Here is a 14,382-nt window from a genome sequence, read left to right as displayed (position 1 = left end):
TTGCTAGGGAGAAACCATGAGTTCAGAGTCTCAATCAGCCTCTCAAACAGAACAAACCAATGAAAAGGCTTATGATTCCTCTAGTATTAAAGTATTACGTGGATTAGATGCAGTTCGTAAACGTCCGGGTATGTATATTGGGGATACAGACGACGGTACCGGTTTACACCATATGGTATTCGAGGTTGTCGATAACGCAATCGATGAAGCTTTAGCTGGGCATTGTGACGAAATTATTGTCACGATTCACGAAGATGAATCGGTAAGTGTTTCTGATAATGGCCGTGGTATTCCAACCGATATCCACCCTGAAGAAGGGGTGTCTGCAGCGGAAGTAATTCTTACGATCTTGCACGCAGGCGGTAAGTTTGACGATAACAGCTATAAAGTTTCAGGTGGTTTGCACGGCGTAGGCGTTTCAGTTGTAAATGCGCTTTCAAGTAAATTGCATTTAATTATTAATCGCGCTGGCCAAGTGCATGAACAAGAGTATCACCACGGTGATCCGCAATATCCATTACGTGTGATTGGTGAAACGGATAGCAGTGGTACAACTGTACGTTTTTGGCCAAGTGAACTAACTTTTAGTCAAACTATTTTTAACGTTGAAATTTTAGCGCGTCGTTTACGTGAGCTTTCATTTTTAAACGCCGGCGTGCGTATTGTTTTACGTGATGAACGTATTAACCTTGAGCACGTATATGACTACGAAGGTGGTTTATCTGAGTTTGTAAAATACATTAACGAAGGTAAAACTCATCTAAACGAGATTTTCCATTTCACTGCTGATACAGAAAACGGTATTGGTGTAGAAGTTGCATTGCAGTGGAATGAAAGTTATCAAGAAAACGTGCGTTGTTTTACCAACAATATTCCTCAAAAGGATGGTGGTACTCATTTAGCAGGTTTCCGTGCGGCTTTAACACGTGGTCTTAACCAATATCTTGAAAACGAAAACATTCTCAAGAAAGAAAAAGTCAATGTAACAGGTGATGATGCACGTGAAGGTTTAACGGCGATTATTTCGGTCAAAGTACCTGATCCGAAATTCTCATCTCAAACTAAAGAAAAACTAGTATCGAGTGAAGTAAAACCAGCGGTTGAGCAAGCAATGAACAAAGAGTTCTCTGCTTACTTACTTGAAAACCCGCAAGCTGCAAAATCAATTGCCGGTAAAATTATTGATGCTGCGCGTGCACGTGATGCTGCACGTAAGGCACGTGAAATGACGCGTCGTAAGAGTGCACTTGATATTGCTGGTTTACCGGGTAAATTGGCAGATTGTCAGGAAAAAGACCCAGCACTTTCTGAATTATATCTAGTCGAGGGTGACTCTGCTGGTGGTAGTGCTAAGCAAGGCCGTAATCGTAAAATGCAGGCTATTTTACCGTTGAAAGGTAAAATCCTGAACGTTGAACGTGCACGCTTTGACAAAATGATTTCTAGTCAGGAAGTCGGTACTTTAATCACTGCACTTGGCTGTGGTATTGGCCGTGAAGAATATAACCCTGATAAGCTTCGCTATCATAAAATCATTATCATGACCGATGCCGACGTCGATGGTTCGCACATCCGTACCTTGTTGTTAACGTTCTTCTTCCGTCAAATGCCAGAATTGGTTGAGCGTGGGCATATTTATATTGCTCAGCCACCTTTGTATAAATTGAAGAAAGGTAAGCAAGAACAATACATCAAAGATAATGATGCGTTGGAAACTTATCTCATCTCAAATGCAATTGATGAGCTATCTCTACATACCAATGCTGAAGCACCTGCAATTACTGGTGAAGCACTGGCGAAAGTGATTCAAGACTATCAAGTTTCACAAAAGAGCTTACAGCGCTTAACTCTACGTTATCCAGCTAGCTTACTGGATGCTTTACTTGAAGTAGAAGCATTCAAGAGTGATCAAAACCATGATGAAGCTTATGTACAACAATGGGCAGATCAGGTACGCGATATCATTACCAGATTACAGCCAAGTTTACGTCCAGAAATCTCTTTAGAGGCATTTGAGCGTGAAAATGCTCAAGGTGAAAAATCTGCACATTACTGGCCACGTATTACGGTGTATGTACATAACCTGCCACATGCGTACTTGCTTGATGCAGCTTTATTGAATTCGGCTGAATATGCACGTTTGTTGAAAAACTCGAAGAGTTGGTTCACTTTACTTGAAGAGGGTGCTTTTTTACAAAAAGGCGACCGCCGTATTCAAGTGGCTAACTTCCATCAAGTTTGGCAACATATTTTGCAAGATTCTCGCCGCGGTATGATGATCCAACGCTATAAAGGTCTTGGAGAGATGAATGCTGAACAGCTGTGGGAAACAACAATGGACCCTGAAAACCGTAATATGTTGCAGGTGACAATTGATGATGCGATTGAAGCAGATCGTATGTTCTCTTGCTTAATGGGTGATGATGTTGAACCACGTCGTGCATTCATTGAAGAGAATGCTTTAAATGCGGATATTGATGCTTAATTCATAACATGATTCTAAATCAGTCTAGGGAGAGAATGATGAGTCAGAAATTATTAGCTAGTCTTTTAATTTCATGTGCGGTTTTAGGAAGTTCTGCTGTTTCGGCGGCAGACCTAGAAACGAATATGAAAACTTTAGCTAAGAGTACTAAAGCATTTGCCGAAGCGAAAGATGCTGATAACGCGAAACAACAGCTTGTGGTAATGCGTGAAGCAGCAGTTTCTTCTAAGCAATATTTGCCGCATAAACTCGAAGGTTTGCCATCAGAAAATGTAAAGGTAAAAGAGTACCAAGCTGGTTTAGATCAGCTTGTTGCCGAAATTGATAAAGTAACTGTTTTAGTTGAGCAAGGACAATTAGATCAAGCCAAAACTGAAGCAATTAATTTAGTCAAAATACGAAATGAAAATCATAAAAAATTTAGATAATTGATTTTTTATGGTAACGGGCTAATCATCATTAGCCCTTTTTTGTATCCGAAAAAAGTATTTTGTTTAACAAGTAAACTATTCGAAGTTATATTCTCTATGCGGTACTTACTAATAACAATAGGAAATATAATTATGAAAAAAATACAAAAACTCTTATGCATTGGAATCATATTTTTTAATTGTTTATTTCAACTGCATGCTGCGATAGCCCCCACCTTTTATGGAAAATTAGTATTTCATCGTTATAGTGATTATGAGGCATGGGACAGTAAGCTTTATCTTTATAACTTCACAACACAGCAGATCACATTACTCGGTGCAAATTGGAAAATTGATCATATGATGAATGGTCATTTTTCTCCAGATGGAAAATGGTTGACGTTCATGGGAGTTAACTCTGGGGAGCATTATGGTGATGCATGGGATGTATATGTATGGAAGGCCGGAAGCACTGAGTTACCCATTAACCTAACTCAGGGCAATAATAAGCGCGATGAAGACCCTAAATTTATAGATAACCAGCGTATTATTTTTAAACAAAATGGCGATCTAAAAATCATTAAAATGACGGATCGGACGATGACTTCTGTGACTCAAAATGGTTGGGATATAGAAGAATCGATGCCTTATCCGATGGTGAATACCACTCAAATTTTATATGCAAAAGGTGCTGGAAATAATTCTAGAATTTTTAGTATTGATCAGTCGGGTGCTTATAATACACAGCTGACCAATATCGCTTCATATTATCCAGTATGGTGGCAAGGAAGTCGGTTCTTATATGTGCGCTGGTATAGCCTAACAAATCCTCATGACCAGATCTATATTTATGATATGGCTAATAAACAAACTACACGTTTGCCATTTAACAATATTAATTATGATACTTCCGATCCAGCTCCTTTAGATCAGCGTTACATGGTGGTATCTCTTGCAGGACAAACAGGGAGTCGAGGCGGGTACGATTTATATATTGCTGACAGCTTATCAAGCAATATTTGGCCTTTACCTGTAAATAGCAATTTAAATGAATTAGGGGCTTTTTATACCCCTTACTAATTAATAAAAAAGCCGATTAAGAAATCGGCTTTTTTATTTTAGAAAACAGATTAATCAAAAGAAGCTTCCATTTCTTCTAACTCCATCATGAGTTCCAAAAGCTGCTCTTCGTGTTGCTCAAGTTTAGCCTTCAGCTCAGTCTGTTCATTCATAAGTTTGAGTAGATCATCCTTACGTGCAGCCTCATATAAAGATGTGTCTGCTAAGGATTCTTCAATTTTGGCGAGCTGTGGTTGTAGCTTTTCAATTTGTGATTCAACTTTTTCAATATTTTTACGAATAGGTCGAGTCTGTTCACGACGGCGAGCTGCTTCTTTACGCTGTGCTTCTTTATCAATTTTAGCAGGCGCTGGAGCAGCAGAGGAAGAGTTGTTCTGTGCCACAGCAGTCTGAGCATTGATTTGTTGCTGACGTGCTTCACGTAGCCATTTAGCATAGTCCTGTAAATCACCCTCGAACTCAGTACATTTACCGCCGTGTACTAAAAGAAGCTCATCACATACACTTGCAAGAAGTTGACGTTCGTGGGAAACCAGAACAACGGCACCTTCAAAATCTTGTAATGCCATGCTCAGTGCATGACGCATATCAAGATCTAAATGGTTTGTTGGTTCATCGAGAATTAAAACATTTGGACGCTGCCATACAATGAGTGCTAGGGCTAAACGCGCGCGTTCTCCACCAGAAAAGCTTTCGCATGGTGTATCCATGCGTTCACCACTAAAGCCAAAACTACCTAAGAATGAACGTAAAGTGGCTTCACTAATTTGTTTATCTGCTATACGTGCAAGCTGTAGCATTGGGCTAGCATGACCATCTAAAGCATCCATCTGGTGCTGCGCAAAGTAACCAATATTAAGCAGCTCGGAAGCTTTACGTTCACCTGCCAAGAGTGGTAAATCACCAACCAAGCTCTTAATCAATGTTGACTTACCTGCGCCGTTCATCCCAAGCAAACCAATACGTGAGTTCGGTGTAATTTGTAATCTAATTTTTTCGGCTATTTGCTTATCACCATAACCAATGCTGGCATTATCTAAAGTCAGCAACGGTGAACTCATTTTAGTCGGTTCACGGAAACTAAATGTAAACGGCGTATCTACATGGGCTGGTGCAAGTTGCTGCATGCGCTCAAGTTGTTTAATACGACTTTGTGCTTGACGAGCTTTAGTCGCTTTTGCTTTAAAACGATCAATAAACTTTTGTAAGTGAGCACGTGTTTCTTGCTGCTTTTCAAAAGCTTGTTGTTGCTGGGCAAGACGTTCACTACGTGTGGTTTCAAATGTAGAGTAGTTTCCGGTGTAAAGTGTGAGTTCTTGATTTTCAATGTGAAGAATATGATCTGTAATCGCATCTAAAAAGTCGCGGTCATGCGAAATTAGAATGAGTGTACCTTCATAGGCTTTAAGCCAATCTTCTAACCACAGAATTGCATCCAAATCTAAGTGGTTTGTTGGTTCATCCAGTAAGAGTAGATCAGAACGACTCATCAATGTACGCGCCAAATTTAAACGCATACGCCATCCACCCGAGAAGCTCTCAACGTTCAAACGTAATTGATTTTCTAGAAAACCAAGGCCTGCCATGAGCTGCGCAGCTTTAGAGGGCGCTGAATAACCATGGATTTCATCAAAACGGCCATGCAATTTAGCCAGTTCAAAATCAGTCAGTTGATCTGGTTGAGCAAGCTTATTTTGAATATCCCAAAACTCTTCATCACCTGAAAGAACAAAATCAATTGCAGGCATATCTAGGGCTTTTACTTCTTGCGCCATATGCGCCACGGTCCAGCCTGTCGGACGAGTAAGTGAACCTTCATCTGCACCTAAACTTCCAAGTAATGCAGCAAATAAAGTCGATTTACCTGCGCCATTTACACCAGTTAGACCAATCTTCCAACCTGGGTGTAATTGCATAGACGCTTTTTGAAATAGAACACGTCCACCGCGGCGTAAAGAAACTTGGTCAAATTGAATCATCTTATTGTATCGAGGTGAGTTAGGGATGCTGTATTTTAAAGAGAACTGCCGATGAAAACAAAACTTTCCGGATTTTAGTGAGCAGGTATTAATAATTAGATATATCCAGACATTCTAAATTTCGCTATTCATCCGAAATTTTCAAAATATTGAACAAGATAGAATACTTTTAAAAAAATATGGCTAAAATAAAAACAGTTTGAAATTTGGTTGATTAATGAGCTGCTAATAAAACTAGACTAAGGAAAGTCAAATGAAAAAAAGATTGGGGATAATTGGTGCAGTATTTTGCTGTGCTGTGGGGACAGTACATGCTGGGCAAAGTGTCTGTGTGTTTGATTTATTAGGAAAGTCAGGTGAATCCTATAAAATGATGGAAGAGTGGGCGCTTGCAGCGAAAGAATGGCAAGCAGATATCACTTTAATTCCATTTCAAGATGAAGGCTTAGTTGACCGTAGACTGCGTGAAGGAAAATGTGACGCCGCTTATATGACCTCCATGCAGGCGCGAAATTATAATAAATTTGCAGGTTCAATTGATGCGATTGGAGGGGTAACCAGTAATGCAATCGCCCAAAAAGCTATTAGTTATGTTTTAGATAAGCGTAATAAACATCGCATGGTGACTACACAAACTGGAACCAATTACGAGGTCGTTGGTATTGTTCAGATTGGATTGGCTTATTTATTTGTAAGAGATAAAAACCTCAACTCAATTGAAAAAGTACGTGGGACTAAGTTTGCTATTTTGCAATATGACGCAGCACAAAAAATTATGGTGGAAAGCGTTGGCGCTCAGCCCATTCCTTCAGAAATTACCGATTTTGTGAAAAAGTTTAATAGTGGCCAAGTCGATGCAATTGCGGCACCAGCCTATGCTTATAAACCTTTAGAGATTGGTAAAGGGGTCGGCGTGAAAGGGGCAATGTTTACTTTCCCCGTAGTTAACGTTACGGGTGATTTAATTGCCCGAAGTGATAAGTTCCCCACAGATTTCGGTATAAAGTCACGTGCTTGGTTTATACAAAAATTACCTCAGAATTTTGCCATGATAAAGCGGCTAGAAATGGGTGTACCCTCAAAAATTAAAATTAATTTTTCAGCAGAAGACAAAACTAAATATCAAAAAATTTTACGTGAAGGCCGTCTCAATTTAACAAAACAAGGCGTATACGATGCAACAATGATGAGTGTACTGAAACGTGCCCGCTGTACAGTTGAACGGACAAATTTTGAATGTACTCTTAGTGGTGAGTAGTTTATTTTTTAAACACAAAAACGCTACATATATTTCAAAGCTGAATATGGGTATGAAAATTGTGAATATAAAAAGTAACTTACGGAAACTTAGTGATTTTTACTGCTAATAAATAAATTAAATCGAACAAACAATGGTTCAATGAGATAAAAATATTTGAGTAAAAGCTCTATTTTTTTCTAAAAAACATGATTAATATCTGTGTTTGAAAGGAAACTTCAAACAAAAAATCTGTTCCGTGGAAGGATGAAGAAAATGAAAAAAATCGTACTTGCTATGGCTGCCGCTTCTGTTGTTGGTTTTTCTGCTTCAGCGCAAGCAGCGAGTACCGTATGTGTATTCGACCTCTTAGGAAAAGCAGGCGACTCATATAAAATGATGGAAGAATGGGCTCTTGCTGCAAAAGGCTGGGGTACTGAAATTAACTTAGTTCCTCGTCAGGACGAGGCTGTTGCTGATAATGATTTTAAAGCGGGTAAGTGTGATGCTGTGGCAATGACAGCAATGCGTGCACGCCAATATAACAAATTCGCAGGATCTATCGACTCACTTGGTGGTGTTCCAAATAACCAAATCGCTCAACGTGCAATTACCTATGTATTAGATGCGCGTAATGCAGCAAAAATGACCACAAATATGGGTGGTAAAAAATACGAAGTTGCTGGTATTTCTCCACTAGGTTCAGCATTCATTTTCGTACGTGACAAAAATATCAACTCTGTTGAAAAAGCTGCGGGTAAAAAATTCGCTGTACTTGGCTATGACGATGCACAAAAAATTATGGTGCAACGTGTAGGTGCTCAAGCAGTTCTTTCTGATATCTCAAACTTTGCTGCTAAATTTAACAATGGTCAGGTAGATATGGTAGGTGCGCCTGCTTATGCTTACAAACCATTAGAATTAAATAAAGGTTTAGGCGCAAACGGTGTAATGTGGAACTTCCCTGTATTACACGTTACAGCAGATCTAGTATTACGTTCTGATAAATTCCCAGCTGGTTTTGGTCAAAAATCTCGTGACTGGTTTGTTAAACAGTTACCGAAGAGCTTTGCAATGATCAACCGTTTAGAAGCGCAAATTCCTGGTAAATACAAAATGAACTTAAGTGCAGAAGATAAACTTAAGTATCAAAAAATGTTGCGTGATGGCCGTATGGACTTAACTAAACGTGGTGTTTACGATGCTGGAATGATGTCTGTACTCAAAAAAGCACGTTGTTCTGTAGACAAGGCTAACTTTGAATGTTCAATGCCTGGTGAATAATCCTAATTTCCTTCAGAAAGCCTAGACTGAGTTCTAGGCTTTTTGTTTTCTATGTCCTGTCAATTCTGCCATTGTGGTTAGTTAGAAAGACGTTAAGCTAAATTTAGATAAAAACTTCATAAGGAAATATGAAGGTATAAAAATGGATCAAGGACTTGAGTGATTAAAATAATTGCTAATAGGTAGGTTAATCGCTATCTATTTTTCATGGAAATAAAATCATAAAAGCAAATTCGGTCTATAAAAATATTCCAACATGATTTTTATATGAAGACTATCCGATTCACTCCTTATCGGTGTGAAATTTCTTGGTATCGAAAAACAAAAACTCCACAAGGAAAGGAAAAAGAATATGCAATTTTCCAAAACGCTATTACTTGCGCTGGGACTTACAACAGTTTCTTTTGCAGCCGAGGCTAAACAAACAGTATGTGTTTTTGACTTCGTTGGTAAAAATGGCGATGTCTATGCGCTGATGAAGGATTATCAGCTTGCCGCTAAAAACTGGGGAGCTGATATCGAGCTTAAAGTAAACCAGAATGAAGCCGTGATTGCTGAAGATTTTAAAGCGGGTAAATGTGATGGTATTAGCGTGTCAGGAATGCGCGGGCGTCAATTCAACTCATTTACTGGTTCATTAGATGCAATTGGTGCGATTCCAGATCTCAAACTTGCTGTTAAAATCATGCAAGGCTTAGCGAGCCAAACTTTTAGTAAATATATGGTTAATGGACGCTATGAGGTCGTCGGTATTATTCCCGTTGGTGATGCTTACCTTTTAGTAAATGACCGTAGCATCAATACAGTAGCGAAAGCTGCCGGTAAAAAAATCGCTGTGCTTGACTATGATGAAGCACAAAAAATTATGGTTCAGCAGGTCGGGGCACAGGCTGTTAGTGCTGACGTAACAAATTTTGGTGCGAAATTTAATAATCATCAAGTTGATATTATTGGTGCGCCAGCAGCAGCATTTAAACCTTTGGAACTACAAAAAGGTTTAGGCACAAAAGGTGCGATCGTGAATTATCCGATCTTACAGGTCACAGGAAATATTATTATTCGTCCTGATAAGTTCCCAGCTGGTTTTGGCCAGAAATCTAGGGAATGGGTTTCGGGTCAGCTGCCACGTGCTTTTACTATCTTGGGTAAAATGAAAGCTGATATTCCACAAAAATACTGGATGGATGTCCCAGCAGCCGATAAGCCAGGCTACCAAAAGCTTATGCGGGAGTCTCGAATTAACCTTACACAACGTGGTGTATACGATAAACGTATGATGAAACTCCTTTGGCAATTCCGTTGTAAGCAAGATGCTAAAAACTTCGAGTGTGGCTTACAGGATGAGAATTACAAATAATCTTGATACAAATACTCAAGATTCGCTTTAAACTTCGAAGACAGACCCTATATTGATTATGCTATACTCAATATAGGGTCTTTTTTATTTTGAAAGGCACAGCAAAATCCGAGGAACAATCATCATGAATGCCCAAGCTCTAGTTTTGACAGATAATGCTGCCAATAAGGTACGCCAACTCCGTGATAGTGAAGGGAATGACGATCTCATGTTACGTGTATATGTAACAGGAGGCGGGTGTTCTGGGTTTTCGTATGGCTTCAATTTTGCTGAAAGCGTAAATGAAGATGATGCAGAATTCGTAAATGGCGATGTAAAAATGCTGGTTGACTCACTTAGCTACCAATACCTCATTGGCTCAGTAGTTGACTATGTAGAAGGTCTTGAAGGTTCGCGTTTTATCGTACAAAACCCGAATGCAACAACAACATGTGGTTGTGGTTCTTCATTCTCGATTTAAAAGAATTTTAAAATTTAAAAAACCTCTCTATTTTGAGAGGTTTTTTTTTATTGATCAGATCATTATCTTTTACAGACAGATTCTAAAAAATATTGTACGAGTTCAGGTGCATTCTGATATGGAATCCAATGCGATGCATCCATAAAAACTGCTTCATAACTATTTTTAAAATAATGTGAGTTTAGCTCCGCACTTTTTTCTGTAACGGCAATATCATGTTTACCCCAAATAAAAAGGGTGGGGACATCTATGGCTTTAAACGGATTTTGAGGTTTGTCCCAAAAAAAGCCACGATACCAATTCAACGCCGTAGTTAATCTATTTTCTTTTATAAACTCAGTCTCGAATATAGCAATTTGCTGTTCAGTCATGCCTGATGACTTTAGAAACTTACGACCCAATTTAGGTATCTTTTTAAATAAAAGTTCGGGCAGAATGGGTAGCTGAAAAATTGCAAAATAATAAGATTTAAAAAGTTGTCTGCTGCTTAAACAAGCTTTTAAAAAAGCAGCTTGATGGGGCACAGAAACTAAAGTGAGATGCTGAATATATTGTGGATACTTCATCGCAATGCCCGAAGCGATTGCCGAGCCCCAGTCATGCCCAATTAAATAAACTGGCTGGCCAAGCTGCTCAATGAAACTTGCCACATCTTCTACAAGTTCACTCAATGAATATTGAAATCGGCTTTGAGGCCTAGCATTTAAACTATAACCACGTTGATGAATCGCAAGCGTTCTAAATTGATGCTGATGCAATAATTCAGAGGTTTGCTCCCAACTATGAGCAGTTTCTGGAAAACCATGCAATAAAACAACGAGTGGACCATCTATAGGGCCTGAATCAATTACATCGAATGTCCAAGCCCCACGTGTATATTGATGAATACGTTTGGTCAGATCCATGAAAACATGCCTTAAATTATTTTTGTTGGCATTTATCATGAGTTTTTATGCTCATTTAAATAACAGCATTTCGGGTCAGTAAATGTGTTATGAGGTCGAATCTGACCAATCAAATCGATAAATAGCTTTATACCGCCGTGATCGTACCTAGAATTCTGAAATCCGAAGCACCTGTTACTGCTGGCAAATTACCACTTAAACCATCTACAAAGCGCATTGCTAACCATGCAAATGCTGTAGCCTCGACCCAAGTAGGGGAAAGTCCTAACACATCGGTAGGTTGAACAGACCAATTATGTTTACGTAATCGCCAACGTAATTGCTCTAGTAAATAAGAGTTATAAGCACCACCACCACAAACATACACTTCGCCTGTTTCCATCTCAGAGCGATAAATTGCTTTTTGAATTGCACGCACAGTGAGTTTTAATAGGGTTGCTTGGATGTTTTCAGGTGTATCTTCTAACTCATCATAAGTTAAATCATTTCGCCAATCGATTAACTGATCATCCAACCAGTCAATATTAAAGTCTTCACGTCCTGTGCTCTTAGGCGGTTCTTTAGAAAAATACTCGTGGGCATGAAGACGGTCGAGTAAAGAGCGAATAGGGTGACCATAAGCAGCCCAATCACCATTTTCATCATATGGATGACCTGTATGGCGATGGCACCACGCATCCATTAAAATATTTGCAGGACCTGTATCAAAACCAAATACGCCGTCACTGTTATTTGCAGGCAGCATACTCACATTAGCAATACCACCCAAATTCAAAATTACACGATGAATACTTGGATGTTGAAATAATGCTTGATGGAAAGCCGGAACCAATGGCGCGCCCTGACCGCCTGCTGCCATATCTCTACGACGGAAATCTGAAACAACCGGAATCTGAGTAATTTCAGTAATGATATTGGGATCGCCAATTTGTAACGTAAATCCATGTTCTGGACGATGACGAATAGTTTGCCCATGCGACCCAATTGCTTTAATTTGGCTACGGTCTAATTGGTGCTTTTCAATGAGAGTATTAATCCCATGACCAATCATTTGGGCTAGAGCAACATCAGCTTTACCCATGCGGTCAATTTCATTATCATCAGGTAAAGTTAATGCCATAAGCTCATCACGTAACTCGGGTTCGAATGGAACTGTAAGAGTGGCATGAAGCTGTAGTGGCCCAAATGAAGCCGCTACAATATCCACACCATCCATACTAGTGCCAGTCATTACGCCGATATAGATTGCGCTCATATGCAACTTCCCCTGCAAGACGCTGAAAAAATGTTAGTATATCGCACAAATTGAATAACTGATGTGTTTAGGTTTTGTGATGTCAAATTTCTTGCCCGCCGAAGAACAGCTTGCCCTCATCCAACGAGGCACGCACGAAATTATTTCAGAAGAAGATTTACTGAAAAAGCTTAAAGAGAATCGCCCTCTTAAAATTAAAGCTGGTTTTGACCCTACAGCACCAGATTTACATTTAGGACATACGGTTCTTATTAATAAATTAAAAACTTTCCAAGATTTGGGCCATGAAGTTACCTTCTTAATTGGTGACTATACAGCGATGATTGGTGACCCAACTGGTAAAAGCGCAACTCGTCCGCCGTTGTCACGTGAACAAGTAGAAGCTAACGCTAAAACTTATCAAGAACAAGTATTCAAGATATTAGACCCGAATAAAACAAAAGTACGTTTTAACTCAGAATGGTTTAATCAAAAGTCTGCTGCTGACCTTATCCAATTAGCAAGCCAGCAAACCGTATCACGTATGTTAGAGCGTGATGACTTTACAAAGCGTTATAGCAACCATCAGCCGATTGCAATTCATGAGTTTTTATATCCTTTAGTTCAAGGTTATGACTCAATTGCGCTTGAAGCTGACGTTGAGTTAGGCGGTACAGACCAGACCTTTAACTTACTTATGGGTCGTACTTTACAAAGTCGTTATGGCCAAGAATCTCAAGTGTGTATCACTGTGCCGATTCTAGAAGGTCTAGATGGCGTAAATAAAATGTCTAAATCTTTAGGTAACTATATTGGTGTATTTGATACACCAGGGGCAATGTACCAAAAAGTTTTATCAATGCCAGACTCTTTAATTGAACGCTATTTCGATTTATTAAGCTTTAAATCTCTTGATGAGATCAAAGCTTTATTAGATGAAATTGCTGGTGGTCGTAATCCGCAAGAAGTAAAACGTATCCTTGCGCTTGAGCTAGTTGAACGCTTCCATGATGCAGAAGCTGCAGCTAATGCCCATAAGAGTGCTGGTAACCGTATTACAGAAGGTGAAGTACCTGAAGACACACCAGAAGTGACTATTTCACTTGGTGAGTTTGGAGGAGAAATCTTTATTGCTACGATTTTACGTGTAGCGGGACTAAACCCAAATGCAGCTGCGGCAAAAGATGCGGTAGCTCGTGGTGCGGTAAAAGTTGACTGGAATGCTGTTGATGCAAGTTTCTCTGTAAAAGAAAACGGAAGCTTTATTATTCAATCAGGTAAAAAAGCAATTGCACGTGTAATTTTCACTGACTAATAAAATAAAGTTATAGAGTAAAAAGCAGGAGTAATCCTGCTTTTTTTATTTCTGATCACAAAATCAATTAAGCGTTCCACGTGGAACAATTTGTAATTAACTTAATAAGTAGAAAAATAGAATAAGTAAAGAATAGAAAGTATTAATTAATAAATAGAGTATTTGCTCTAGTCTGTCTTTGGAGTCTTTGGAGTCTTTGGAGTCTTTGGAGTCTTTGGAGTCTTTGGAGTCTTTGGAGTCTTTGGAGTCTTTGGAGTCTTTGGAGTCTTTGGAGTCTTTGGAGTCTTTGGAGTCTTTGGAGTCTTTGGACTTAAGGGATTATATATGTCTATAAACTCTATTAAAGACATAGGAAATTAAAAATGTCCCAAATTTTTAAATATAAAACTAATTAGAAGGCAGTGAAAATGCCTAAAAAAAAGCCACATATATCACTTTTTTCGCAAAATAGTAGAAAAAAACGGCACTCAAGTGAAAAAGGCTGAAATACCCCTTGCAAAGGGAATGTAATGGTCTATAATGCACATCCATCGGCGGTGATGCAGATAGAAACTTGTTGAAAAACAGTTACTTGTGATTAGGTTGATTGCTTTAAGTGATGAATTTGATGATAAGTTGGTTTGAGAGATAAGTTTT

11 protein-coding genes are annotated in these 14,382 nt (G+C 39.0%); 8 read left to right on the top strand and 3 right to left on the bottom strand.

Translation table 11 applies throughout. The features are described 5' to 3' along the window. Positions 1–16: 16 nt before the first annotated feature. From gyrB to JGE69_RS17525, 3 genes are all read left to right on the top strand, one after another. On the top strand, positions 17–2,485 hold the full coding sequence (gene gyrB / locus JGE69_RS17535; protein WP_032063553.1) for a DNA topoisomerase (ATP-hydrolyzing) subunit B: 2,469 nt from the start codon (positions 17–19) through the stop codon (positions 2,483–2,485). 35 nt (positions 2,486–2,520) lie between these two features. After that, entirely contained in the window at positions 2,521–2,913 is a 393-nt protein-coding gene (cybC, locus tag JGE69_RS17530; protein WP_199114269.1) for a cytochrome b562, read from the top strand. 135 nt (positions 2,914–3,048) lie between these two features. Next, entirely contained in the window at positions 3,049–3,975 is a 927-nt protein-coding gene (locus JGE69_RS17525; RefSeq protein WP_199114270.1) for a hypothetical protein, read from the top strand. A 50-nt stretch (positions 3,976–4,025) separates the two neighbouring features. Here the strand turns inward: JGE69_RS17525 and JGE69_RS17520 are convergent, their stop codons facing one another. After that, on the bottom strand, positions 4,026–5,954 hold the full coding sequence (locus JGE69_RS17520) for an ATP-binding cassette domain-containing protein (RefSeq protein WP_199114271.1): 1,929 nt from the start codon (positions 5,952–5,954) through the stop codon (positions 4,026–4,028). A 253-nt stretch (positions 5,955–6,207) separates the two neighbouring features. Here JGE69_RS17520 and JGE69_RS17515 point away from each other — a divergent pair, with 253 nt between their 5' ends. From JGE69_RS17515 to erpA, 4 genes are all read left to right on the top strand, one after another. After that, positions 6,208–7,212, top strand: coding sequence for a putative solute-binding protein (locus JGE69_RS17515; protein WP_199114272.1), 1,005 nt, complete (start codon positions 6,208–6,210; stop codon positions 7,210–7,212). Positions 7,213–7,467: 255 nt separating this feature from the next. After that, a complete protein-coding gene (locus tag JGE69_RS17510) occupies positions 7,468–8,475 on the top strand; it encodes a putative solute-binding protein (protein ID WP_002115480.1) in 1,008 nt (335 codons plus the stop codon). A gap of 352 nt (positions 8,476–8,827) precedes the next feature. After that, positions 8,828–9,832, top strand: coding sequence for a putative solute-binding protein (locus JGE69_RS17505; RefSeq protein ID WP_199114273.1), 1,005 nt, complete (start codon positions 8,828–8,830; stop codon positions 9,830–9,832). Between the two features lie 124 nt (positions 9,833–9,956). Further along, a complete protein-coding gene (erpA, locus tag JGE69_RS17500) occupies positions 9,957–10,292 on the top strand; it encodes an iron-sulfur cluster insertion protein ErpA (RefSeq protein ID WP_002115421.1) in 336 nt (111 codons plus the stop codon). Between the two features lie 62 nt (positions 10,293–10,354). Here the strand turns inward: erpA and JGE69_RS17495 are convergent, their stop codons facing one another. Both JGE69_RS17495 and JGE69_RS17490 read right to left on the bottom strand, forming a co-directional pair. Then, positions 10,355–11,197 carry an alpha/beta fold hydrolase gene (locus tag JGE69_RS17495; RefSeq protein ID WP_199114274.1) on the bottom strand — a complete coding sequence of 281 codons (843 nt, stop codon included), beginning with the start codon at positions 11,195–11,197 and terminating at the stop codon, positions 10,355–10,357. Positions 11,198–11,324: 127 nt separating this feature from the next. Continuing rightward, entirely contained in the window at positions 11,325–12,452 is a 1,128-nt protein-coding gene (locus JGE69_RS17490; protein ID WP_199114275.1) for an anhydro-N-acetylmuramic acid kinase, read from the bottom strand. 61 nt (positions 12,453–12,513) lie between these two features. Here JGE69_RS17490 and tyrS point away from each other — a divergent pair, with 61 nt between their 5' ends. Then, complete coding sequence (gene tyrS, locus JGE69_RS17485) at positions 12,514–13,746, top strand: tyrosine--tRNA ligase (RefSeq protein WP_199114276.1); 1,233 nt, start codon at positions 12,514–12,516, stop codon at positions 13,744–13,746. Positions 13,747–14,382 lie beyond the last annotated feature (636 nt).

The organism is Acinetobacter sp. C13 (assembly GCF_016809775.1).
GTDB lineage: Bacteria > Pseudomonadota > Gammaproteobacteria > Pseudomonadales > Moraxellaceae > Acinetobacter > Acinetobacter pittii.
This window is presented reverse-complemented; position numbering and strand designations above follow the sequence as displayed.